We start from the raw sequence: 25,797 nt of genomic DNA, 5'->3' as shown, positions 1-25,797 counted from the left end.
CGCTTCACCCAGGCTACAACTATTTCTTTCTTACAAAATCAAGATGAGCATCAGTTGAAGTTGAACTATGAAATGTATAACCCAGCTCATTAAATTGCTTCAAGTGTTCTAAATCATCAAATTGATTTTGCATAAGATACCTAGCCATTGTCCCGCGTGCCTTTTTAGCATGAATGCCAATCATTTTCATTTGATCATTCTTTTTTTCATAGAAATTGATCGTAATAATTGGATAATTTAATCCCTTTGCATCTACAGCTTTAAAATATTCACTTGATGCCAAATTAATTAATATCGGATTTTTCTGCGCTGCTAACTGCTGATTTAGCGCATTAGTTACTGTTTCTTGCCAAAAATCATATAAACTTTTACCCGCAGGATTTTGTAATCGTACTCCCATTTCAAGCCTGTAAGGCTGGATATTATCTAACGGCTTTAATAAACCATAAAGCCCAGACAAAATTCGCAAATGATCTTGAGAGTAGTCAACCGTTTTTTGTTCCCAGCTTGCAGCTTTTAAGCCCTGGTAGACATCACCCTGAAACAAAAATAAAGCAGGATATGCATGCAATAATGCTTTATCATCCATAGAAAAAGCTTGATAACGATTATAATTTAATTCGGCCAAATCCTTAGATAAATCCATCAAAGCAGCTATATCAGCAACTGATTTAGTTTTCATCAGTTTAACTAGAGTGTTGGTTTTATCAACAAACATAGGATTGGATGTCGCTCCAGAATAGGATTTGGAATTATTTAATAATTTTTTAGCTGGTGATAATAAAATAAGCATAATCAATCCATAGAAATTTAACGTGCAGTACCAGGAACCATACCAACGCGCGGTCTAAAGACATAAATAGTTATAGGATCACTAGTATCAAGCACATTTCCATCCGCATCAACAATTTGCACAGACAAATTATGCGTTCCCCTATTCATACCCTTGATTTCAAACACTGGATTCGCCTGCGGTTTACCAAGAGTTCTGCTATCGTAAATCAATTGTAACTTATCTCCCGGACGCAAATCAGGTTCTACTTCTGCAGTCACTGCAACAAAGCCTTGATTATTACGAATCGTTGCCCCACTTTCGGGATCTGTAATCGCAATTTTAGTGTAGGAATGTTTTAACTTTATCGTATCATCTTGATCGATTGGCTCATGTTTTTGTGTTGGAGTTTGAGTAGTCGAGGGAGTTGGTGATGAGAAACTTTGTGTCTCGGGAATTATCACGGTTTCAGCTCCCTTACGGGGAGTATCACTGAAATGAACATTTCCTTGACTATCAGTCCATTTATAAATTTGCGTCGCATGAGATGCGACACAAATTACTATCATCAATGATATAAAGGCAAAAAATTTACTCATCGCCATTATTCCTATAAGCTGTAATACAGCTCAAACTCATAAGGATGGGTCAAACTTCTAATCCTGGTTGTTTCTTCTTCCTTCATTTTGATGTAATTCATAATAAAATCTTTAGTAAATACATCACCTTGTAACAAGAAATCATGATCCTTTTCCAGATATTCCATGGCTTGTTCTAAAGACGAACATACTGTAGGTATATCAACAAGTTCTTCTGGGGGTAAGTCATAGAGATCTTTATCCATAGCTTGGCCTGGATGAATTTTCCTTTGGATTCCATCCAGCCCTGCCATCATCATAGCGGCAAATGCCAGATAAGGATTCGCAGTAGGATCAGGGAAGCGTACCTCGATACGACGTGCCTTAGGATTATTCACATGAGGAATGCGAATTGCAGCAGATCGGTTTCTTGCTGAATAAGCCAATAGAACCGGAGCTTCAAAACCAGGAACTAAACGCTTATAACTGTTGGTTGATGGGTTAGTAAACGCATTTAAAGCACGTGCATGCTTAATTATTCCACCTATATAATAAAGTGCCATTTCGGAAAGACCACCATATTGATCACCCGAAAACAGATTAACACCGTCTTTGGCTAATGATTGATGGCAATGCATGCCGCTTCCATTATCACCGACTAAAGGCTTAGGCATAAAAGTTGCTGTTTTTCCGTAATTATGCGCAACGTTATGAACTACATATTTTAAAATCTGTAATTCATCTGCTTTTTTGGTCAGTGTATTAAACCGAGTAGCAATTTCACATTGGTTTGCTGTAGCCACTTCATGATGATGTGCTTCGACAACAGTTCCCAATGATTCAAGAATCAAGCTCATTGCAGAGCGCATATCATGAGAAGAATCTACTGGAGGAACGGGAAAATAACCACCTTTTATCGCTGGACGATGACCAATATTACCACCCTCTAATTCTTTTCCTGAATACCATTGTGCTTCTTCTGAATCAATTTTATAAAAGGCACCGCCAATGGTTGTTTCCCATTGCACACTATCAAAGACAAAAAACTCAGGCTCGGGTCCAAAATACACTGTATCCGCAATACCAGTAGATTGCAAATACGCTTCAGCACGTAAAGCCAGTGATCTGGGACAACGTTCATATCCCATCATAGTTTTTGGATCGACTACATTACATCGAATAAATAGAGTGTTGTCTTGAAAGAACGGGTCAAGCTTCATCGTTTCCAAATCAGGCATCAAAGCCAAATCGGACTGGTGAATTTTTTGCCAACCCTTAAAGGAAGATCCATCAATCATTTTTCCATTTTCAATAAAATCATTATCCACCGATGAAATTGGAATGGTTATATGTTGCTCTTTACCACGTATGTCCGTAAACCGCAGGTCAACTAATTTGGCATCATGTTCCTTAATCGCCTCAAGTACTGTATTTTTGCTCATTATTGCTCTCCAGGATAGTCTGGTTGTATAGTGTACCTTAAGTGACTTATTAAACCCAATAGATTAAACTCTATGTTTTAACATAAACCATAAAAAATATGGGTGCATACCAATATCAGGCGCTTCAAAAAAATGGCAATACGACTAAAGGTGTGCTGGAAGCAGATTCTGAGCGTCACGCACGCCAACTTTTGCGCGATCAAGGATTAATTCCAACTCAAGTTCGTATATTGACTCAACAACGTACGGGCAGTCATGCCAAAAGCAAAATTTCTGCAGCAGATCTTGCCCTATTTACACGTCAATTAGCCACATTACTTGCTGCTGGGATTCCTGTGGAAGAATCATTACGTGGAGTGAGTGAGCAAACAGAAAAAGACAAAGTCAGAGAGCTCATTATAGGTGTGCGTGCAAAAGTACTTGAAGGTTATGGATTAGCACAGGCCATGGCTCAATTCCCATCTGCATTCCCTGAATTATATCGTGCTACTGTTGGTTCAGGTGAGCAAACGGGGCGTCTTGATGTGGTTTTAGAAAAATTAGCGGATTATACTGAAAACCAGCAGCAGACAAGACAGAAAATTCAGCAAGCGCTGATTTATCCACTCATTATGATTATTGTTTCGATTGCTATTATCAGTTTTCTGCTGAGTTTTGTTGTTCCCAAAATTATTGAGGTATTTACTAGTGGCGGCCAAACCCTGCCTGAAATGACTCTATTATTAATTAGTATAAGTCACTTCGTTAAAGATTATGGTCTTTATACCTTAATTGCTCTTATCCTGATGGTTTTTACCTTTAAGAAAAGCCTGAACAATGAAAAGATCAAAACTTCCTGGCATCGTCTGTTATTAAGGCTTCCTATAGTTTCATATCTAGTAAAAACAGTTAATGTTTCGCGTTATATACATACTTTTGGTATACTTTTCGCAGCAGGAGTAAGTGTTCTAGAAACAATGCGTGTTGCAGCAAGTCTAGTAACTAATGTCGTTATGCGAGGAGCTTTTGATACTGCTACAATAAAAGTTAGAGAAGGATGTGGTATTAATGAAGCTTTAAAAGAAACAGGTTATATTAGTCCGATGGCAATCCATTTAATTGGCAGCGGTGAAAAAAGTGGCCAATTATCAAACATGATGGAACGCGCTGCAGCTCACTTGGATAACGAAGTTAAACGACTAATTGATACGTCATTGACTTTGTTGGAGCCTATGGTGATCCTATTGATGGGTGCGGTCGTTTTATTTATTGTTTTAGCTACTTTATTACCTATTTTTTCAATGGAGCAATTAATTACTTAAAACCAGATGTGTCGCAGTAATTGCTTCACGTTTTATTCAATCGAGTTTAAATCGGAGTAAAAATGAATAGACAAAAAGGATTCTCATTAATTGAAATCATGGTGGTGGTCGTTATATTGGGCATTCTTGCCTCTATAGTTGTACCTAAAATTATGAGTCGTCCTGATGAGGCTCGAAAAGTTAAAGCCAAACAAGATGTGCTTGCCATACAAAACGCATTGGATTTATACAAACTGGACAATGGTAATTATCCCACTACGGATCAAGGCTTGATGGCCCTGGTTGAGAAACCTACATCAAATCCGACACCCACCAATTGGAAACAATATCTCAAGTCACTTCCCGCAGATCCATGGGGCAGAGATTATCTTTATTTAAATCCTGGTCAACACGGTGATGTTGATGTGTTTACCTACGGCGCTGAAGGACAACCCGGCGGTACAGGTATTAATGCCGAAATTGGTAACTGGGATGAGAAAAAACAATAGATTTCTTCGGAAACTCCCTGGGGGCATGGAGCGCAGAATTACTGCATACGCGCAGTCATATGAGAGTTCGCGTAGCGCAGCGACAAAACAACTCTCCTCTACAGCAGAAGTTCCCAAGAAATCTAATCAAGGTTTTACCCTGATTGAAATCTTGATTGTTTTGGTGATTATAGGCATAACCTTTGGTTTTGCCTTAATTGCCTTTGGTGATTTTGGTGAAAGTCGGCGTATTTTATTTTCTGCAGAACAATTAGTTAATACGCTTCGCCTAGCCCAGCAACAAGCAATTTTGGGAACCAGCACCCTGGGTCTGCGTATTGATAACAACGGTTATCAAGTGTTTCAACTGTACAACAACGCTCAATGGAAGCCTATTTCCGATAAAGGAGTGTTTAAAATGACCTATTTTCCCCAAGATACACATATTATTTTGAAAACCAGCAATTCAACTCCAGCGGGAGCCCCTCCTATCATTATATCTTCCTCTGGAGATATGACTCCATTTACTTTGAATTTTGGTAGCAAACAAGACAACAATTTAGCCTTGCTTATCGGCAAACGCAATGGGGAACTCCAATTTAACGTGGTAAACACTAAATGAGTGCGAGAAGACATGAAGCGCAAAACCGGAATGTACATACCCGTACGTGAGGATTCAGATTCTGAAATAGAGTTTCAAAAGAGATCGAATGAGTCAGGATTCACTCTAATCGAAGTTCTATTAGCACTTTCTATAATAGCGATTGCATTAACTGCTTTGCTGAAAGCGATATCACAAAACGTAGAGACTACCCGACGCATCAAAGAAAAAACAGTGAGTCATTGGGTTGCCATGCAAGGTGTGGCGATGATTCAGCTCAATTTACTCCAGATTAATCAAAGTCAAGAAACAACCCAAGATACAACTATGTTGAATGAACACTGGTACTGGAGAGCGAAAGTAAGCGCTACACCGCTAAAAAACATTCAAAAAATAGTTATTTCAGTCAGTCCAGAAAAAGTAGGGCCTTTTAGAGAGGAACTGCAAGCGTTCAGGTATGTACCATGAAAAAAGATGCAACATCCAAAAAACTTAAAGGCTTTACTTTGATTGAAATTTTAATTGCACTTACCATATTCGCTATTCTGGCAACAATTACTAGCTCCGTATTGTATAATGCATTTACAACACGTGCTCGAGTTAATGAGCAAAGTGAACGCCTCAACGAATTGCAACTTGCGATAAGCCTCATTCAACAAGATACGCGTCAAACTGTAGAGCGCCCTATTCGTAGTAATGAGATGCAGTTATTGCCCGCCTTTATAGGACAAAAAAATTATGTGGAATTCACACGGGATGGCAATATAAATCCTGGCAGTATTGAAAAACGCAGTACACTAAAACGAGTTGCCTATGTTTGCCAACAAGGAGCTTTAATCCGAAGAACCTGGAGTAGCCTCGACATAATCAATCAAAAAAGCTATGAAGATAAGCTCTTGCTGAGTCGCCTTTCTAACTGTCACTTTGGTTATTTAAATCAAAATTTACAAATACTCCCTGAATGGAGAGAACAAGCTGTAACCTTAAATCAGCGTAAAGAGCCATTTCCCAAAGCCATACAATTTAATATGACTTTACAGGATCAGGGTGAAATGAATTTACTTTTTATTCTACCGGGTGCGCTTTATGCTTCAAATTAAAACAACAAAAGGAAGTGCCTTACTCACTGCACTTTTTATTATGACTTTGGTTGCAATTGTAGCCACAGCCATGAGTACTAAAGTGCAATTAGATATTTACCGTACAAAACTGATACTCACTCACGATAAGGTTTATCTTAGCTCACAAGCAGTCACTTTTTGGGCACTTGGTGAGTTAAATAATAACAAAAATAAATTTACCAAAGCCGATGCACAAGGAATAGTAAGTGTATTTCCCCGCGACATGGAGCATATTGACAGTACTGTTACCTTAAGTGGGGCACTTTATGATCTACAAGCCCAATACAATATTAATAACCTGGAAAATAGAAAATCCATGTTAGGATTTATAAATCTTATTGGAGTAGCCTTACCACAAATTCCTGAAGCAGAACGAGTTAAGCTCACTCTTGCAGTTAATGATTGGCTCTCCCCTTATGATCTGGCCCGCGGTAAAGACAATTATCTATCCTATTATATGAGTCAAAAACCCCCTTATTATCCAAGTCATCAACTGATGAGCAGCAAATCCGAATTGCGTCTGGTCAAAGATGTGAGTGCTCCCCTTTATTTAGCGCTAGAGCCTTTAATTACAACGTTACCCGAATCTACGCCAATTAATATCAATACAGCACCGATAAAAGTCCTCAAGTCATTGAGCAGTTCAATGAAAGAAACTCAGCTCAATGAATTACTCAAGGCAAGAAAAGAAAATGGAATTAAAGATCTAAGCAAAGTCTCTGAAATACTCAAAAAACTTAATATAGCTAATGACCAAGTTACCTTAGAGAGTACTTACTTTCTCAGTATCGCTTCTGCCACCAGTGATAATCTTACTTTAACGGTGTACACTGTGTTTAAACGAAGTCGTGATAAAAATCAAAAAATCTCAGTCAATGTTCTAAGGGAAAGCTTCAATATTTTCTAGGGTTTGTTTATTCTTCATTGTTTGATGATTGGGCACTCTTTTGAAGTATTTCTTTTGATAACTCATCACCTGCTTTAATGTCCGCATCAGACAGTTTATTTTTTAACATTTTAAGTTCTCTGATTGCTTCGTCATTTTGATTCTGAGCAGCAATCTTAAATAAAGCATATGCTTTAATCCAATCTTTCTCTACACCTAATCCTGCAAGATACATATAACCTAACTTGGCTTGCCCAGCAGGATTTCCCTGTAAAGCAGACTTAGTAAACCAATACACGGCCTGTTCATAATCTTTTGAAATACCAGTTCCTGTAAGCAGTAGCTGGCCTAATTCAGCTTGTGCCTCAGGTAGTCCGCTTTGTGCCGCAGACTGATACCAATAAGCCGCTTTTTGTGGATTTGCTTCAACGCCATACCCTTTAAGATAATAATAAGCCAAATAAGCTTGTGCTTTAACATGACCTTGATTCGCTGCTTGAGAAAACCAATAAAATGCTAATTTGTCATCTTGAGTAATCCCTTCTTGTTGCCCTGTATATAATAGACCTAAACTATACTCAGCCCTAACATCACCCTGATCTGCCGCTTTCTGATACCAATAAAAGGCTTTATTAACATCCTTTTCAGTTCCTTCTCCCATAATGTACGCATAAGCAACATTTACTTGTGCCTTGCTGTACCCTTTTTTTGCAGATTTTTCGAACCATTCGAATGCTGTTTTTTTATTCTCTTTAACACCATCGCCTGACGCAAACATTAAACCAACATTTCTTTGGGCAATTGCATTACCTTGTTTTGCTGATTTCATATACCATTTATAAGCCTCGGGGAAATTTTGCGGAACACCTTGCCCTAAATCATACATAAACCCCAGGCTTAATTGTGCTAAGGCATTATTTTTATCTGCCGCTTTTTGGTACCAACTCATTGCCTCAGTATAATTTTTGGTTACTCCTTCCCCGTATTGGAACATACGGCCAAGTAAATACATCGCATCAACATTTCCATCTCTTGCTGATTTCGTTAGATAAGGATAAGCAGTGGTATAATCTCCGTTTTCATATGCAGCGAAACCAACAATTTCATCACCTGCGAAAGCAGTATTTACTACCAGCAATGCTGCTAAAATCACCCTGCGCATGCCGACTCCAAATCGATCCTCTTACCTAAAGCGTAGAATAAAGAATGAACAAAGCAAGTACACAGTCTTGATTAAAAACATGATATTCTTTGAGAATTCAGTTAAAAAAGCGAAAAACAAACGATGTCCGCTCGAATTTTTGATTATATAAAATACGGTATCAAGCGATTTTTACGCTATCTGTTAATCGGCACGCTTGCTGGATGTGTCACGTTCTTGCCAATTTTCTTGACGATTACGTTACCTTTTTTAATTCAAATAATTTGCGTACTTGCACTGCATGATTTGATTGTCGCTAAAAGAACCGGAGCGTTTTTACCCTCCTTCACTCCGATGTATGCTTATTTACTCAGTTGGACTTTTACTATTGCGATCGGATTGTTCCTCTTGATTTTAATCTATTTAGCAATCACGGGTGCATTATGAAAAAAAATATGCAAATGGTTCACTTTGGCTTAAAGAGATTTTTTCGTTATTTTTTGATTGGCATAATCAGTAGTGTTACACCCGAGCGCTTCACTGGTTTTTCGATTACATTACCCGCTTTAATTTTATTCAGTATTATTTTATCAATCGATGACGTGAATCTATATAAACAATCAGCATATTATCCCTCTACTTTTCCCTTGTCTTATTGGGGTATTTGCATTTTGGCGTTAATTCTAGATTGGGTTACTTGGTATTTTAAACTCATATGATTAGGGTCTGTTTACATTTCTACTATCTTGGTCAAAATGGCCAGATTTTCGAGTACCGAAGCGCAGCATACATGGAGTATGTGAGCATCGGAGCACAGAAAATCAGGACAGTTTGACTCAAGCTAGCGAAATGTAAGCAGATCCCTGCTCTGCAGGGATCCTCACTTTTCTTTATTTTCCTGCAACCATCATTTTTTCGATTAATATTGAGCCGCATCGTGTCGCAATATTTGGATTAATATCATTCCCCACTGCAAGAATATTTTTAAACATATCTTTTAAATTTCCTGCAATGGTAATCTCATCAACAGGATATTGGATTACACCCTCTTCCACCCAATAACCACTAGCACCTCGTGAATAATCACCGGTTACAATATTAATTCCTTGCCCCATTAATTCTGTAACTAATAGTCCCTTGCCCATAGTTTTTAATAAATCAGCAAGATCTCCTGCTGTAGGATCAATCGTTAAATTATGAACTCCATCAGCATTAGCAGTTGTTTTTAATCCCATTCTGCGTGCAGAATAACTGCCCAATACGTATTGTTTCACATAACCTTTTTCAACAAGAAGATTTGGACGAGTTGGAACTCCTTCACTATCAAATGGTGAACTTCCCAAGGCACCTAACAAGTGGGGCTGTTCATATATGCGAATAAACTCTGGAAAAACTTGTTGTCCTATAGAATCCAACAAAAAAGTATTTTTTCTATAAAGATTCGAGCCACTAATTGCATTAATAAAAGTTAAAAATAAACCACTGGAAATTCGTGATGAAAAAATAACCGGTGTTGCTTGTGTCGCAATTTGCTGCGCTCCTAAACGACTTATAGCGCGATCAACTGCATTTTTAGCAATTAGATGAGGATCTGCCAAATCCTGTGGATTACGAACCGTTGTATAGTCGTAATCCCGTTGCATTTCCTCACCATCTTTCGCAATCAAAGAACAACTTAAACCATGCCGTGTGCTGTGAGTAAATCCAGAACCACCATGCGTATTGACAAATCCATTATGCGATTCATATGTAGATACATTTACTCCATCTGAATTAGTAATTCGTTTATCCAGCGATAATGCATAATTCTCACATTTTAAAGCCATCTCTATCGCTTGTTGGGGATTTATCTCCCATGGATGAAATAAATCAAGATTGGGATGATTCTTAGACATTAACTCTTTATCCGCCAAGCCGAAGCATGGATCTTCTGCACTCACCCTTGCTATATCACAGGCAGCTTTAACCATCGCTTCTAAAGCAGCAGGTGAGGTATCAGTACTGCTTGCACCACCTTTACGTTGACCAATATAAACAGTCAAACCAACCCCTTTATCTTCACTAAATGCCACCGTTTCAACTTCACCCATGCGCACATCAACTGAAAAACCCTTATCGTTATTCACTGCCACCATAGCATTGGTTGCACCTTCCTTTTTTGCGAGTTCAAGTACCTCATTCATAAGACGAGTTAAATCTGTTGTTGACTTATGTACTTCACTATTGTTATGTTGCGTTTTAATTTGCATAAGAGATTCCGTGGTGTTGAATGATGTAATAAGGATACAATAACATGTCTTCACAAACCAATGATTATCCTGCAAACAAATCATATTTGTTCAGTTTATTATTTGTGCTTTGCCTTATAGTCATCCCCCTTCATTCCTATGCTGAGGGATATTGGCGAACATTAAGCCCTGGTATTGAATATCAAGACCTTGCTGGAGGAATACTTTCACCTTGGGCGCATATTTATGCATTTCGTATTGACCTCAATAAAAATAAACTCGCCTTGGTTAGTGCAAAAAAGCTATCCCTAAAAAATGCCTCTGCGGATCAATTTGCTGAGCACAGTAAAGCGCTTTTAAGTATCAATGGCGGCTTTTTTGATCATGAATTTAACCCGCTTGGACTTAGAATTAATAATAAAAAATTGATTAATCCTTTAAAACGAATTAGCTGGTGGGGAATTTTTTATATAAAAAATAATCAAGCATATATTTCCAGCCTAAAACATTTTAATCAGGATAGTGATATTGATTTCGCCATTCAAAGTGGACCTCGACTGCTCATTAAACGGAGAATTCCATCCCTTAAACCCGGTATTGCCGACCGCTCTGCCCTAGGAATCACTGAGGATGGCAAAATAATAATTCTCGTTTCAACGAATGCAGCAATGACTACCAGCAAGCTTGCACAGTTACTCAGATCACCACCTCTATCCTGTGTTGATGCAATCAATCTTGATGGAGGCAGCTCAAGCCAACTGTATGCACATATTGGTCCGTTTCTGTTAAATGTTCATGGATTTTCCAATGTCAGTGATGCCGTTATTGTGAAAAAAAGAGAAACTCGATGAACTTGAGCAAAGAGGTGATCAAGAAACAGGGGCACGCAACCAACTTTGTTAAATTCTATGTCTTCATAGTGTGCTAAGGTTCTCTTAATAGTCAGAGAATATAATAACATTCTTCATGAGTATTAAGATTTACATAGATGATCACTAAAGCTGGGGCTGAATATTTATTAACAACCTATGCGACATTATTTAGCATATCAGAAGGGGATGAAAGGTATATTTTAATTCGCACTATTTATCAAGCTTTGCAAGCAGTAAGAGATGCAAGAGAATCTAATCCTTCTATTGAGGAACTTATAAAGGACTTAGGAAAAGTTAAGTTTCGCCATCAGTTTTATAAGGTTCTGGATGAGGAGAAAATCAAAGATCAATTTAATGATTTAGTGAATGATTTACTCGATGACGACAATCTCGAAATAAAAGCCACTCACATACCCTCTCCTCAAATGCACAGAATAAGCCAAAGGAAGATACTGTAGATAGCATTACTGCAGGTGCTCAATTTAAAATTGCATTAGAACGTTTTTTGCAATCTCCTGATCCAGAAAATAAAGAAAAACTAATTAGTGTTTCGAGTACCATTTATAAAAGTGTTGTGTATGAACAAGGTTTTGATACCGATAAGATCATGGTTAATCTCAACAAAGTCTTAAAACCTCTTGTAAAAGACATTCACATCAACGCTCATCAAAAAATCTTCTTAGAAAGCCTCATTAAGGACTTAGGGGAAGCAGCAGTTGTAGTCCAGAAAAACGAAGAAGTGATGACAATTAAAATCGTGGGAAATGGGGAAAGAAAAGATGTTAATGCATTTCATGCATTAAATCTTGCTACCTATAATTATCTTATACCTAATTTCAAGAAAAATACTTTAAAAGAAATTACCCAGAATTTCTTGGATGAATTAGAGAAGCTTGAGAAAGCCAGTACCTTAATAGGTGAAAAAAGTCTGAAAGGCAGCTTCTTTTTCAATAGCGAGAATGCTAAAAATCTTCGTGAAAGAAAGAGGATTATAGAAGATACATTCAAATTCTTCTCAGACAAAATAATTTATACAGCAAATAAAGAAAAAATATCTTTAGAGGACAATAATCAACTTTTAGATTTTATTGATAAATTATCCGAAAAAAAATGTGATGCTGTAATAAATGGATTAATGGGCAATATAAAACAGATAACAGCTCAAGACAGAGACTCTTTGAAAACTCATTCTATTAATGATAAATGGATTTTTGATTGGTTTATGAAATTAGTACAAGTAATTGAAGAAGCATTTGATATTAAAACTACTTCAGAGAAACTTCTTGAAGATATCGATTCCAGAATGGAAGGATTGAGTCCTCACACGAGCTGCTCTTAGTTAAAATAAAAGTCAAACACGCTAAAGTTAACTTAAAAGCTGTTCTTTTAAGAACCTCAAAAATTAATACGAGCTAATTTTCGTGGGTCACGTAGACAACCAACCCCAAGGCTAATCCCCTCTAATAAAAACAATTGTGAATAAACCCACAACTTATCCACAAAATACTCCCATATTATTCTCTTGACCATCATGCAAAAACACATTATCTTGTTATTAACGACCCAATAAAACCCAATATATTGGGTTTTCTGCTATAATCTAAATAATAGTGAATAAATTTAACTCGACTGTTAATAACAATAAAAACTGCGTGGAGGAAAAATGTCCGCAATTCTTGATCCGGTAAATGATGTGCCGCAAACCAGTCAACTGGAATTGACCGCTAATGCCCCTGGTTTATTAAAAACCATTAAGCGCAATGGTAAAGTAGTAAATTATGATGATACGAAAATTAAAGTCGCAATCACCAAAGCATTCATTGCTGATGAAGGGGGTACCGCCTCTACCTCAGATCGTATTCATCAACAGATTGAAGAACTTACTCGTCAAATAACCCAAGTGTTTAAACGCCGTTTACCTAGCGGCGGTGCAGTTCATATTGAAGACATTCAAGATCAAGTAGAATTAGCGCTCATGCGCAGTGGCCACTACAAAGTGGCTCGTGCTTATGTATTATATCGAGAAGAACACCGCAAAGCTCGCGAAAATGAATTAAAACAACAAGCCAGTGATAGTAAAATCCTGCTCATCACAATGCCTGATGGTGAATTAAAGCCATTAGATACTGAACGCATGAACACGATTGTTCAAGAAGCTTGCCGTAATTTGGAACATGTTCAAGCAGAACCTGTTATTAAAGACGCGATGCGTAATCTTTACAATCAAGCGAAATTTGCAGATGTCCATAAAGCATTAATTATGGCTGCGCGTACATTAGTTGAAAAAGAACCAAACTATACCTACGTCAGTGCTCGCTTGTTATTAGACAGTTTACGTTTGGAAGCATTGAATAAATTAGAAATTCAAGCAGACGCAACCTTTGATGAAATGAGCAAACTCTATCCTGCATACTTTAAAGTGTATGTCGCTCATGGCATCAAACAAGGAATGCTGGATGCGAAAATGGCTGATTTTGATTTGGAAAAACTCGGCAAAGCACTATTACCTGAGCGTGATATGAAGTTTAGCTATTTAAGCTTACAAACTTTATATGATCGTTATTTCATTCATGATCACGGTGTACGTTATGAGTTGCCTCAAGCATTTTTCATGCGCGTTGCCATGGGTCTAGCAATGCGCGAGAAAGATAAAGATGAAAAAGCCATTGAGTTTTATCAATTGCTGTCGTCATTTGATTACATGTCATCAACACCTACTCTGTTTAATTCAGGAACTATTAGACCTCAATTATCCAGCTGTTACTTAACTACTGTCCCTGATCATTTGGATGGTATTTACAGTGCAATTAAAGATAATGCCCTGCTTTCAAAATATGCAGGGGGTTTAGGTAATGACTGGACGCCAGTACGTGCCATGGGCTCACATATCAAAGGCACCAATGGAAAGTCACAAGGTGTCGTTCCCTTCTTAAACGTTGCTGACGCCACTGCGGTTGCAGTAAACCAGGGAGGCAAGCGTAAAGGAGCTGTTTGCGCTTACCTGGAATGTTGGCATAAAGATGTCGAAGAATTCCTCGAGTTAAGAAAAAATACTGGAGATGATCGACGCCGTACCCACGACATGAATACTGCATTATGGATACCCGATTTATTTATGGTACGTGTACGTGAAAATGGTGATTGGACTTTATTCTCACCTGATGAAGTACCTGATTTACATGATCAATATGGCAAAGCGTTTGAAACACTTTATCGCGATTATGAAGAGAAAGCACGCCAGGGCCTCATCAAAAATGCAAAAACACTCTCAGCGGTTAAACTGTGGCGTAAGATGTTATCTATGCTTTTTGAAACTGGCCACCCATGGATGACCTTTAAAGATCCTTGCAATTTACGCTCACCACAACAGCATGCTGGTGTTGTTCATAGTTCTAACTTATGTACTGAGATTACACTCAACACTTCAGAAGAAGAAATCGCTGTGTGTAATCTGGGTAGTGTTAATCTTCCTGCACACATCAAAAAAGGCAAACTGGATACTGAGAAATTAAAGCGCACCATTAGAACCGCTATTCGTATGTTGGATAACGTGATTGATATTAACTACTATTCCGTACCTCAAGCGCGTAACTCCAACTTGAAACACAGACCTATTGGTTTAGGTCTAATGGGCTTCCAGGACGCATTATATGAGTTAAAAATTGATTATGCTTCTCCAGAAGCAGTGGAATTTGCTGACTCATCCATGGAATTAATCAGCTATTATGCAATTGAAGCTTCTTGTGATTTAGCTAAAGAGCGAGGCAGTTATTCCAGCTATGAAGGTTCTTTATGGAGTAAAGGCATACTGCCAATTGATTCAATTAATCTGTTGCAACAAGCACGTGATAAATACCTGGAGCAAGATCGTTCACAACGCTTGGATTGGGAAAGCTTACGCATCAAAGTTCGTACGCAAGGAATGCGTAATTCCAATGTGATGGCAATAGCACCTACCGCGACTATTTCTAATATTTGTGGGGTGGCACAATCCATTGAACCTACGTACCAAAACTTGTATGTCAAATCCAATTTGTCAGGCGAATTTACTGTGATTAACCCCTATTTAGTTGCTGATTTGAAAGCATTGAATCTTTGGGATGAAGTAATGGTCAATGATTTGAAATACTTCAATGGAAGCGTCCAACCAATCAGCCGCATCCCTGCTGAGTTGAAAAGACGTTATGCAACTTCTTTTGAAATTGACCCAATTTGGTTAGTGGATGCAGCTTCTCGTCGTCAAAAATGGATCGATCAAGCACAATCACTTAACATCTATATGGCTCAGCCATCTGGTAAGAAATTGGATCAACTCTACATGCATGCATGGACACGTGGACTAAAAACCACTTATTACTTACGCAGTTTAGGTGCATCCAATGCTGAAAAATCTACGGTGACGGATGGAGCACTCAACGCGGTTAAAATAGCTGAGGAACCTAAGGCATGTTCCATACTTGATCCAGACTGCGAAGCGTGCCAATAATCAGGAGAATTTAAATGTCAGAAAATATACAACAACACGATATAATTCATCCTGGCGCAACAGGATACGAGCCCCTTGAAATGGGGGCTGCACGCATTCACGTTGATGATAAACGCATCATTAACTGTCGTGCCGACTTAAACCAACTGGTCCCTTTTAAATATAAGTGGGCTTGGGACAAATATTTAACTGCTTGTGCAAACCACTGGATGCCCAATGAAATCAATATGAGTGCTGACGTAGCACTCTGGAAAGATCCCAAGGGACTTACAGAAGCCGAACGTTTGATTATTAAACGTAATTTAGGATTTTTCTCAACGGCAGATTCATTGGTTGCCAATAACCTAGTACTCGCTGTTTATCGGCATATTACCAATCCTGAATGCAGACAATACTTACTGCGTCAGGCGTTTGAAGAAGCACTGCATACCCATGCGTACCAATACGTCATTGAGAGTTTGGGGCTTGATGAGGCAGAAGTTTTTAATATGTATCGTGAGATCCCATCAGTAGCAACTAAAGCAGCCTGGGCATTACCTTTTACTCAAAGCTTAGGCGATGAAACGTTCCATACAGGTACTGCAGAAAATGATCAGCGTTTATTGCGCGATTTAATTGCCTTCTATGTTATCTTTGAAGGAATCTTTTTCTATGTTGGGTTTACGCAAATTCTCTCTATGGGACGTCGAAATAAAATGGTAGGAACTTCCGAACAATTCCAATACATTTTACGTGATGAATCCATGCACATGAACTTTGGTATTGACGTTATCAACCAAATTAAAATTGAGAATCCGCATTTATGGACGCCTGAATTTAAAGAAGAAATAATTCAACTTATTCGCCAAGGGGTAGAGATGGAGTATCAATATGCTAAGGATACTATGCCTCAAGGTATTTTGGGAATGAACGCAGAAATGTTTGAAGAGTACCTGCATTTCATAGCGAACCGTCGTTTAAATCAAATCGGCTTGCCAGAGCAGTATCCTGGTGCTGAAAACCCATTCCCGTGGATGAGTGAAATGATGGATTTGAAAAAAGAGAAAAACTTCTTTGAAACTCGGGTCATTGAATATCAAGCTGGCGGCACTCTAAGCTGGGATGATGAATAATAACTCTTCAATTCACGTCAAGTTCCATTAAGGAACTAACCTGGGGTAAGGGGTTACCCCCTTACCGGGTTATAAATCAATTCATATTATCTTCGTTATATTTCAAACAATCTCGCTTTTCAAAAAAAACTAATCTCTTTCAACAAATAAAAATAAAGATGACTTTTTTCTTTCCTATAGTAGAATCTTAAAGCAGTCGAAATTCAATTTCGACCATTGATATTAAATACATTTCAAGAAAAAATTGATTAATCTGGTACAACACAGGAGGTGGCGTATGACCAAAAAAAAAGAGGAAGATGATACCAATTATACTTTTTTACTCAGATGTATGGCAGCACTAACCGCTGCGGCAATAGTCACGGCAGGAGTAATTGCTGCAGTAACGTTAAAATCTGCTGCGGCTGCAGCAGCAACCACAGCTGCATTAGCTACGAAAACACTGCTTGCATCGGCTTTTATTTTTACACCGCTAGTACCCATTGCACTCGTTGCTATTGGACTTGTTTTTGTATTACCTTTTTTATTTGCTTGCAACAATAATACATACACTGCTGTAAGAACCACCGCTACTCCTGGTTACAACAGTTATGGCTTTTATTCTCCCATTTATACTGCCGATCCTTATTATCCCACCAGCAGCACAGTATACGTGAATAATGATCACTCACATGGACATCCTGATCCCACTGCACATAGCCATGATGGCGGTCATATGCATGGACATGGCGACAGTCATCGACATGGACATTTTTAATTAAACCTCTTTTCCCCCAATTTGGGGGAAACTGAAATGCCTAAAGTTCTCTGATTACATATACTTAATTTCTTACACAAGTTCATATCAGTTTGATTAAAAATCGTTTTAATTTAAATGTGCTATATTTAATCAACTCTCTTTATTTTTGAATGAAGATCAAGATTTATGGGAAAATGTACAAGGAGGATGCGCAAATGAACAGAACACTACTCACAGCTTTACTCCTAACTTTCACTACGGCCGTCTTAGCAGACAGCGTAATCATAACAGAAACCAAATCTTGGAAAAGTGTCCCCATCACTGTAGATACAGGTGCTCATACTTATACTACCGTTGAAGGACCAGTGCCTACAGGTGACTTCTATTATACTTATCCTGGCTACCGTTGTTTGAAAGAGAAAAGAGATATTGCTGGCGTTGATACACTGATATACCATGCCGGTGTAGGTGGTGGCAGTGAGATTTATTGTTATCCAGAGTAAACTCAAAGATCACGCTGAATAATCGTGTAACCTGGGTTCCGCTTCGTAGCACCCAGGTTATAAATACAACTCCAATTTATCCAAGATCTTTTTTAAATCTATTTGCCAAAGCAATAGTGTGCTGAAAACAAAGTAATTAAAATAACAACCCATTTTTTCATTTTATAAAACCATCCCATTGACTTGGCTGTCCCAAAGCATTTTAAAATAACTTTGTTCACTGTTTACCAGTTCGTTAAAAGTACCTTCTTCAATAATCATCCCACCTTCCATTACTACAATTCGATCCATGTGTCGAATGGTAGACAATCGATGCGCGATTGCGATGACTGTAGCATTATTTTGTTCTAACATGTCATTAATCGATTGTTGAATTTCTTGCTCAGAAAGCGTATCAAGACTTGAAGTTGCCTCATCAAGAATAACAATTGATGCATTTTTTAAAAAGGCTCGAGCAATCGCGATGCGCTGACGCTGCCCTCCTGAAAGTTTCACCCCACGCTCGCCAACCAGTGTATTATATTTTTCAGGCAGGGATTCAATAAACTCATCGATATTCGCCATCGCGGCTGCGTGTTTAATCTCCTCCAATGTTGCATTTTCTTTTGCATAACCAATATTCTCCCCAATAGAGCGATGGAAAAGCATAATATCTTGGGGAATAAGGGCTATTTGTTGACGCAAAGAATCCGAGGTAATTTCTAAAATAGGCTTATCATCAATTAAAATTTGCCCTGCAGTAGGCCTGAAATTTTTTAACAGTAAGGAAACTAAAGTCGATTTACCCGCACCCGAATGGCCAACCAATCCAATTTTCTCGCCAGGTTTGATAAGCAGATTAAGATTTTTAAATACAGAAGTTCCTGCATTATAAGTAAAAGAGAGCTGCTGGAATTCAATTTTACCCTGGGTAATCTGATATTCTTGTGCGTTGGGTTTATCCACCTCCTCATGAGGCATCGATAAAATACTAAACGATGATTTAAAATCCCCCATTTCTTTTAAGAAGTCACAAAGAGTACTCATGAGCGTCCATAAATCGAAAGAAATGGTAATGGCAGTCAGCATAACAAACAGGAAATCCCCAGTAGAAATTTTTCCGTGGGTACGCAGATAAATCATAAATATAAAAACAGCAATCAACATGAACCAATACAGTACCGAGCCGATCACATTAAATTTAAAATCATACTGATAAAGAGCAATTTGGCGAGGCACGAAATCATCAGACATCAACTCATTAACACGTCGATGTTCGGCACGTCGTTTAGCGAAATAAAACAGAGAAAAAATATTGGTAATATTATCTGAAAAGCTGCCTATAACTTGATGTTTGCTCTCAGCCATATGATTAGAGAGCTGATTCAGTTTGAGTGCCATAGGTAGCATAATTGCCATAACGAGCACGCACCAGGCAAGCATGAAACAAAACACACTGAAATTGACAATCAACAAAACAAAAACAGAAACAACAACCACACAAAAATGCTTTCCTACAATGTGATGGATATTAGAAAAAACACTGTCATAACCATCCAAAAGGCCTTTTAATTTACTAATTACCGTACCACTGGGTGTATTTTGAAAATAGTTATAGGAATGATGTTGTACATAATTGTAAGCCGATGACAATAATCTTTGCCGCGCATAAGGCTCCGCCTTCCACTCTGCAAAATCACTAATCCGCCAAACAACATCCAACACAATTTGTGCGGTGATGAATAATGCAATAGGAAACAGTAACTGTTGATATGAAGTGATTGTTTCATTGGAAAACGCATCAACCAATAATTTAAAAGAATAATTATTGGCAAAAATATAAAACGCAGTGAGCACTGGTGCCTGAAGCATTAAGACATACCACCATCGATAAGGCTTAATGACCTGCCACAAAAAATTCCACGCTGAATGAAATGGATATTTTAAATCGGAAGCGTCCATCACACTGCTCAAAATAAAAGGTCGACAAAGTATACCACAATGAAGCTGCAAAATGCTTATAATTAACTCATTTTTCATGAAAATTGAAAAATGAAATCCCTGCATTTACGGCAATGGAAGTTGTTATTTTCCAATGATAACGGTAGACTTACGGCGTCAATCAAAAGTCCCGGTGGCACAGCTGGATAGCGCAGCCCCCTCCTAAGGGGCAGGTCGGAGGTTCAAATCCTCTCCGGGACGCCAGTATGTACTGGTACCTTACATTTCCATTGAGCTATCGAGGAATTGAGGCAGACCGAGCCGAGATAACTGGCGCTATTGTCGATGGTCCACTCGCATTTGATAATGCAGTCTCTATTGAATCTGCGCGTGAAAAAAATATTAGGGTGTTGTGATATTGTTGAGTTGAGTCGAATCGCCATGCGTGTCGACCAGCAGTAGGCTTTCTAAATTCATACATTAAGTTCAAAATTATTTCATAACGCACTGCTTGGCGAAGGCCGTCGGCCACGCAATTTAATATCTTCTAAAATGACAAAAAAATAAAAGTGAACTAAACTTTTATAATGATTGTGCGTTATTTTTAATCTCTATGGGCAAAGTCATTATCATCGGTGAGTCGCATCTTGACTCTATTGCTGAGCTACTGACCTTATATCTGATGAATCATGCCAATGTCAAAATATCAGCTTTAGGTTTAGAACTTCCAGAAAACTTATCCACAATAGATGAAGCCATTAGAGATTTAGGAAAAACAATTCAAGAGTACTCTGCCTTTATCCAACAGGTCAATTTAGAAAAGGATTCTGTTCTATTTAATGAACAATTGCATACAGTCGAATTTATGATACAACAAGTTCATCAGTTGCAGCTCAAAGTTGAGATGTTAAATGAGCTAAAAAAACATAAGTTTCATTTTTATGCAATTGATAAAGCATTGCAGAACATACCAGGACTAGACCTCCATGCCTTAATGACTGATCCTGAAAGGGATAAAACGATGGCAGCTCATATTAAAGATATGGCTCAAAATAACGAAGACATCTCCATAGTTATTGTGGGTCAAGCGCACTTGGAAAGGATACTTTCCATTCTAAAAAAAGATCCCTCACAAGACGTTTGCTGTGTCCACTGTTTTAGCGGTATGGGTTATGCAGACCGCATACTCACAGAGATACTCGTTCAAGCGCCCACTATGGAAACCTCCTGGAAAGATGAGCAGGGCATTTACCATTTAGATTGTCGAAATAAATCAATAGAAGAATTAGGCACAGAGTTATTACAAATCAGCGAGACGCAAAAATTATCTCCATCAGCAACCAGAAAAAAAATCAGTAGTGGTGAAGGGACACTTGATATGGAGAGTGCTCAGTCTTTAAAATCTTTATTGAATATTTTGAGACACCAACCAAGTTATACTTTTACTCCCGATTTTTATAATAATTATTTAGTGGAAGATTATTACGAAGCGATTTCCAGGGATAATCCCTCTAAAATAACGAATAAATTAAATAAATTTCTTGAGTATCTTGAAGTAGCACATACTCCTGCAGACCCCAGACTATACCATTTGTATTGCTTATTGGCTTTAAAACAATTAGACAATACCGATGATCCACTGTTCAAAGAATCGTTAACTCATTTAGAACGTCTGTTGAATCAAAATAAAATACCACGTCTTGGCGAAGCGTGGGATAAAGCGAGTGCACTGGTACAACAAATGCTAGAAATTATATCCTTCTGCAAAAAAGGAGAAGAAACGAGTGACTCAGCCATACAAAAAGTCAATCAATTACTCGATAGGTATAAAGAAGTGATTGAAAATTACCTGGATGAAGGTATCCCTGTGGAGGAAGCACAAATATTATCCAAGGAAATGGAAAAATTTAGCCAATTGAAGCAGTACATACCCATCCTTATGCAAAATTTATCCAAAGTGAATCAGTTCCAGTTAGAAATGGTTCAGAAGGCTCTGTCACCACCCGAACATTCTTTTGGAGAAGACGCTTCGCGGGATAGCTACCATGAAGCCATTTCTCATTACTGTCAGGCAATGATTGCCGTACATCAGTTATCGCCGCAAATACCCTCGAATCGAGAGTATATTATTGAGCATTTTACGAAGGCCGGTGAGTTAGGATTTGCGAAAGCCTATGTGGAACTGGGACATTTTTACAAAAAAGAGGGTGATTTTCTGAAAGCGTTTAACCATTTCCTCAAGGCAGCAGACCAAGGGTCTAATGTAGGTTGTATCAACATCACTTTACTATTGGCTGAGCACCAGCATAAAGCACCTTTGGGTTATTTTATGGGGTCTGCATTACATTTCCTTACAGTTCGTAGCCAAAAAGTAAATAACAATTACACTTTGGATTACCCCGATCTTGAATTTATTGATGAGAAACAGCAACTTTTTGCGGATCAATTAAGTCAAAGAATAAAAAATAGTGTATTTCATACTGCATTGGACTCTAAGCAGGAACAAAACAATTTTTCTTTACTTTCTGCATTACGCACCACCTCGCCATCGAATTCATTTTTTAGGAACCCACCCGATCCCGTCAAACTACTCAATGATTTTGAGGTAGGTTTGGACTATTTTTTAGGGCAAGCATGCCAAGATTTATATAGGAAAGAAAATAGCGAGTTTTTATGTAAGGAATATGCCGCAATTGCGGCCATATGGTTCAATATCTTAGATAAATATGACAGTCCACAAGAGAGGATGATTGCTGTCGCCATGCAACTTCAAGAATATACTCAAAACTCTCCTTTAAACAGTAGCGATCCCGTCATCAAATTCATCCATCTGGCTGCTGAAATATTGAATAATGCAATGCTTGTAGAGAGGGCAAATCTGGCTACTGTTCACATTGAAAATATCAAATCGGGAAAGAATATTGTTCATTTACCTGTGCTCGATGAGGTATTAAAGAATAACGATAATCCGATTATATCGTAGTGATGCTATAGGAATTATCTTACAGCGGACATAAAACAACTGAGGAGTGAGGCGGCGTTTTTCTAAAATTTAAAAATATATTGCATAGTTTTAATTGTTGCGTCATAAAATTGTGGCATAACTGTGACAGTCGTCAACTGTGTTAGGCAGTTTTATGCAGTTCTTTTATATTTATGATGCATCACAAGGCATTGTTTATTAAAGATTTTTGTTACTAAGCAGAAGGCTACGAACCAGGGGGTCGGAGGTTCGAATACTTCCGGGTTCGCCATTTAAACAAGTATAATCAATAGATTATGCTTTATTTCTCTTTTTACACCTAACGAAATTAATTCAGTTAACTGCACTCCTCAATAGATCTCCAGAGCTCAACTACGCTATTTTCCAAAGTTAAATAAAATTAAAACGCCAGCAAGAACGCACCATCTATCGAGCGTCCATCCCGACTCACTACTTATCCAATTTATCCTGATATGTCAATACGTGAATTTCACGGATTTAACTTAAAGCACAAATAAAGCACAATTTGTCATTAATTTGTCGAATAGAGAAATGCTTGTTCCAGTAATTCATTAGCCTGAGCGAGACGAATTCAAGAAAGAGGAACCAGCTGAATTGAAGATGAGGAGAACCCATTAATGTACGATCTAGCAACCCAAAAAGCCTTATTATTGATTAAAGAGGGAAATATCCTGGATGGTGTTTTAGCACTTTATGAAGCCTGGATGTCAGGAAGCATCTCTGCCGGACTTTTTTTTAAAAAAAATGAACCGATTGGCCCTATCCCATTGACGCAAAAGGTTCTTGAAGCCCGAACAACATCGCGCGATAGCACAGAAGATTTTAAATTAGGATTGTGCTATTTATCAGGTATTGGCATAGCCCAATCGGATGAAAAAGCACAGGAACTTTTTTCTATACTCGCAGAAAAGCACCATGCCCCAGCCCAAAACCTGCTGGCATGGATGTATGAAAACAATCGTGCAGGCAAAGAATTAAGCCAGGATGAGCGTGATGACAAAGCAGTTAAATTATACCTTCAAGCGGCAACAGCAGGATATACTCCAGCCCAATACAACCTGGCATTGATGTATGACGAAGGCCGTGCAGGCAAAGAATTAAGCCAGGATGAGCGTGATGACAAAGCGGTTCAATTATACCTTCAAGCGGCAACAGCAGGATTTGCTCCAGCCCAAAACAACTTGGCAATGATGTATCAAAACAATCGTGCAGGCAAAGAATTAAGCCAGGATGAGCGTGATGACAAAGCGGTTCAATTATACCTTCAAGCGGCAACAGCAGGATTTCCCTCAGCCCAAAACAACTTGGCATGGATGTATCAAAACAATCGTGCAGGCAAAGAATTAACTCAGGATAAGCGTGATATTGCAGCAGTTCAATTATACCTTCAAGCGGCAACAGCAGGAGATACCTCAGCCCAAAACAACTTGGCATGTATGTATGAAGAAGGTCGTGCAGGCAAAGAATTAAGCCAGGATAAGCGTGATGTTGAAGCAGTTCAATTATACCTTCAAGCGGCAACAGCAGGATACGCTCCAGCCCAATACAACTTGGCATGTATGTATGAAGAAGGTCGTGCAGGCAAAGAATTAACTCAGGATAAGCGTGATATTGCAGCGGTTAAATTATACCTTCAAGCGGCAACAGCAGGAGATCCCTCAGCCCAAAGCAACTTGGCATGGATGTATCTCGACGGTCGCGCAGGCAAAGAATTAAGCCAGAATGAGCGTGATGACAAAGCGGTTCAATTATACCTTCAAGCGATAAGGGCAGAGCATGCGAGTGCTGCATGGAGCCTGGCTTTTTTCTATCAGAAAAATAACACCGACTTAGCCCTTAAATATTTCTCGATTGCCGCGATTTTATATCGAACTGCGAATGTTGATGTCCAGCGGTGCATTACTAAAATAAACAGCTTTCCTGCATCGGCATTAAAAGACTATGCTTTGGCACGAATTCATCAGTTAGACAGCGAAGCCATAGCCAGGCAATGTGTGTCATTCAAGGCGCTAAAGCGCCCCTCCGATTGCTTGTTGTTTATCAATGAAGATTTAGAGCGCCTGGGTGATAATACTACCTATCTTCGGAGTGTTTTTGAAAAACTCAGCTCTTTTGCCAATGAATCGTCGGTCTTGGCATTGACCGAAAAGGCAGCGCTTGCAAAGTTATTATTAAAAATGATGACTCACTTATCTCAAGGCGACACCAGCAACGTGCTCACGGTAGAAGCACAATTAGAACCCATCCAACCCTATTGTACCTTACTCGTTAAACATCAGCTCGAGCTATTTCTTCACTTTGATAACGAAGCCAAATCTGACTTGGAGGAACTTGCCACCCAATTATTATCCTGCGTCATGCTATTAGATACCAGGCAACATCGTGAATTCATCCATATGTTTGCCAAGTTACTTGTAGCCATTCCTGATGATTCTGCATTTTGGCAAGAAAACAATAATAATCTGATTCGCCTCTTAATTGCGGCATTTAGTCATGGGGAGCAACCAATGCTCATCAAAAAACAGTGTAGCCCTCCCCAATTTAAAGCGCTGCTCATGCATATTATCCAGGCACCATTAGACGCTGCACTCGATGATGAACCCCCTGCTATCGATGAAGCAGGC

At 38.6% G+C, this 25,797-nt stretch carries 23 protein-coding genes, 1 tRNA gene and 1 pseudogene; 19 read left to right on the top strand and 6 right to left on the bottom strand.

The genetic code is table 11. The features are described 5' to 3' along the window. Positions 1–19: 19 nt before the first annotated feature. The 3 genes from yaaA to glnA are packed head-to-tail and all read right to left on the bottom strand — an operon-like array spanning position 20 to position 2,792. The gene (gene yaaA, locus Lani_RS10170; protein ID WP_019232133.1) at positions 20–793 is read right to left on the bottom strand and encodes a peroxide stress protein YaaA; all 774 of its coding nucleotides are present in this window, start codon (positions 791–793) and stop codon (positions 20–22) included. Between the two features lie 17 nt (positions 794–810). Next, positions 811–1,371, bottom strand: coding sequence for a DUF4124 domain-containing protein (locus Lani_RS10165; RefSeq protein ID WP_019232132.1), 561 nt, complete (start codon positions 1,369–1,371; stop codon positions 811–813). Between the two features lie 11 nt (positions 1,372–1,382). Further along, positions 1,383–2,792 (bottom strand): glutamate--ammonia ligase, encoded by a 1,410-nt coding sequence (gene glnA, locus Lani_RS10160; protein WP_019232131.1) that lies wholly within the window; start codon positions 2,790–2,792, stop codon positions 1,383–1,385. A 98-nt stretch (positions 2,793–2,890) separates the two neighbouring features. Here glnA and lspF point away from each other — a divergent pair, with 98 nt between their 5' ends. The 6 genes from lspF (at position 2,891) to gspK (ending at position 7,189) form a co-directional block, all read left to right on the top strand. Then, complete coding sequence (lspF, locus tag Lani_RS10155; protein WP_019232130.1) at positions 2,891–4,093, top strand: GspF family T2SS innner membrane protein variant LspF; 1,203 nt, start codon at positions 2,891–2,893, stop codon at positions 4,091–4,093. Between the two features lie 62 nt (positions 4,094–4,155). Next, positions 4,156–4,581, top strand: coding sequence for a GspG family T2SS major pseudopilin variant LspG (gene lspG / locus Lani_RS10150; RefSeq protein ID WP_019232129.1), 426 nt, complete (start codon positions 4,156–4,158; stop codon positions 4,579–4,581). A 25-nt stretch (positions 4,582–4,606) separates the two neighbouring features. Then, a complete protein-coding gene (gene gspH, locus Lani_RS10145; RefSeq protein ID WP_103030591.1) occupies positions 4,607–5,182 on the top strand; it encodes a type II secretion system minor pseudopilin GspH in 576 nt (191 codons plus the stop codon). Between the two features lie 30 nt (positions 5,183–5,212). Then, the gene (gene gspI / locus Lani_RS10140) at positions 5,213–5,629 is read left to right on the top strand and encodes a type II secretion system minor pseudopilin GspI (protein ID WP_051045681.1); all 417 of its coding nucleotides are present in this window, start codon (positions 5,213–5,215) and stop codon (positions 5,627–5,629) included. Then, positions 5,626–6,261, top strand: coding sequence for a GspJ family T2SS minor pseudopilin variant LspJ (gene lspJ, locus Lani_RS10135; RefSeq protein ID WP_019232126.1), 636 nt, complete (start codon positions 5,626–5,628; stop codon positions 6,259–6,261). Before gspI ends, lspJ begins: the two co-directional genes overlap by 4 nt. Beyond that, complete coding sequence (gene gspK / locus Lani_RS10130; RefSeq protein WP_019232125.1) at positions 6,248–7,189, top strand: type II secretion system minor pseudopilin GspK; 942 nt, start codon at positions 6,248–6,250, stop codon at positions 7,187–7,189. Before lspJ ends, gspK begins: the two co-directional genes overlap by 14 nt. 7 nt (positions 7,190–7,196) lie before the next feature. On the opposite strand, the gene Lani_RS10125 is transcribed toward gspK, so the two are convergent. Continuing rightward, positions 7,197–8,330 (bottom strand): tetratricopeptide repeat protein, encoded by a 1,134-nt coding sequence (locus Lani_RS10125; RefSeq protein ID WP_019232124.1) that lies wholly within the window; start codon positions 8,328–8,330, stop codon positions 7,197–7,199. A gap of 123 nt (positions 8,331–8,453) precedes the next feature. Between Lani_RS10125 and Lani_RS10120 the strand changes: the two genes are divergently transcribed. Continuing rightward, the gene (locus tag Lani_RS10120) at positions 8,454–8,756 is read left to right on the top strand and encodes a hypothetical protein (protein ID WP_019232123.1); all 303 of its coding nucleotides are present in this window, start codon (positions 8,454–8,456) and stop codon (positions 8,754–8,756) included. Continuing rightward, a complete protein-coding gene (locus Lani_RS10115) occupies positions 8,753–9,028 on the top strand; it encodes a hypothetical protein (protein ID WP_019232122.1) in 276 nt (91 codons plus the stop codon). Before Lani_RS10120 ends, Lani_RS10115 begins: the two co-directional genes overlap by 4 nt. A 171-nt stretch (positions 9,029–9,199) precedes the next feature. Here the strand turns inward: Lani_RS10115 and pmbA are convergent, their stop codons facing one another. After that, entirely contained in the window at positions 9,200–10,558 is a 1,359-nt protein-coding gene (gene pmbA / locus Lani_RS10110) for a metalloprotease PmbA (protein WP_019232121.1), read from the bottom strand. A 44-nt stretch (positions 10,559–10,602) separates the two neighbouring features. On the opposite strand from pmbA, the gene Lani_RS10105 reads away from it, so the two are divergent. The 7 genes from Lani_RS10105 (at position 10,603) to Lani_RS10075 (ending at position 18,249) form a co-directional block, all read left to right on the top strand. After that, positions 10,603–11,388: a phosphodiester glycosidase family protein gene (locus tag Lani_RS10105; RefSeq protein WP_058388529.1), complete on the top strand. Its 786-nt coding sequence runs from the start codon at positions 10,603–10,605 to the stop codon at positions 11,386–11,388. A gap of 137 nt (positions 11,389–11,525) precedes the next feature. Next, positions 11,526–11,867, top strand: coding sequence for a hypothetical protein (locus Lani_RS10100; RefSeq protein ID WP_019232119.1), 342 nt, complete (start codon positions 11,526–11,528; stop codon positions 11,865–11,867). A gap of 47 nt (positions 11,868–11,914) precedes the next feature. Continuing rightward, positions 11,915–12,748 (top strand): hypothetical protein, encoded by an 834-nt coding sequence (locus Lani_RS10095; protein ID WP_019232118.1) that lies wholly within the window; start codon positions 11,915–11,917, stop codon positions 12,746–12,748. A 324-nt stretch (positions 12,749–13,072) separates the two neighbouring features. Then, entirely contained in the window at positions 13,073–15,895 is a 2,823-nt protein-coding gene (locus Lani_RS10090; protein ID WP_019232117.1) for a ribonucleoside-diphosphate reductase subunit alpha, read from the top strand. 14 nt (positions 15,896–15,909) lie between these two features. Next, entirely contained in the window at positions 15,910–17,007 is a 1,098-nt protein-coding gene (locus Lani_RS10085; RefSeq protein ID WP_019232116.1) for a ribonucleotide-diphosphate reductase subunit beta, read from the top strand. A gap of 277 nt (positions 17,008–17,284) precedes the next feature. After that, positions 17,285–17,764 carry a hypothetical protein gene (locus Lani_RS10080; protein ID WP_019232115.1) on the top strand — a complete coding sequence of 160 codons (480 nt, stop codon included), beginning with the start codon at positions 17,285–17,287 and terminating at the stop codon, positions 17,762–17,764. Positions 17,765–17,961: 197 nt separating this feature from the next. Continuing rightward, positions 17,962–18,249, top strand: coding sequence for a hypothetical protein (locus Lani_RS10075; RefSeq protein ID WP_019232114.1), 288 nt, complete (start codon positions 17,962–17,964; stop codon positions 18,247–18,249). A 162-nt stretch (positions 18,250–18,411) separates the two neighbouring features. On the opposite strand, the gene Lani_RS10070 is transcribed toward Lani_RS10075, so the two are convergent. Continuing rightward, positions 18,412–20,190, bottom strand: coding sequence for an ABC transporter ATP-binding protein (locus Lani_RS10070; protein ID WP_040521921.1), 1,779 nt, complete (start codon positions 20,188–20,190; stop codon positions 18,412–18,414). A 166-nt stretch (positions 20,191–20,356) separates the two neighbouring features. Here Lani_RS10070 and Lani_RS10065 point away from each other — a divergent pair. The 4 genes and pseudogenes from Lani_RS10065 to Lani_RS10055 all read left to right on the top strand — a co-directional run. Continuing rightward, positions 20,357–20,433: transfer RNA gene (locus Lani_RS10065), tRNA-Arg, on the top strand. A gap of 47 nt (positions 20,434–20,480) precedes the next feature. Then, a pseudogene (locus Lani_RS20190) lies at positions 20,481–20,573 on the top strand (phosphate acetyltransferase); the annotation flags it as partial. 209 nt (positions 20,574–20,782) lie between these two features. Beyond that, on the top strand, positions 20,783–23,152 hold the full coding sequence (locus tag Lani_RS10060) for an SEL1-like repeat protein (protein WP_019232111.1): 2,370 nt from the start codon (positions 20,783–20,785) through the stop codon (positions 23,150–23,152). Positions 23,153–23,790: 638 nt separating this feature from the next. Continuing rightward, positions 23,791–25,797, top strand: a 2,007-nt coding sequence (locus tag Lani_RS10055; RefSeq protein ID WP_082654117.1) for a tetratricopeptide repeat protein, incomplete at its 3' end; no start/stop codon positions are given.

Source organism: Legionella anisa, from assembly GCF_001467525.1.
Taxonomy (GTDB): Bacteria; Pseudomonadota; Gammaproteobacteria; order Legionellales; family Legionellaceae; genus Legionella; species Legionella anisa.
The sequence above is the reverse complement of the archived record's forward strand: the minus strand, read 5'-3'. Positions and strand labels throughout refer to the sequence as shown.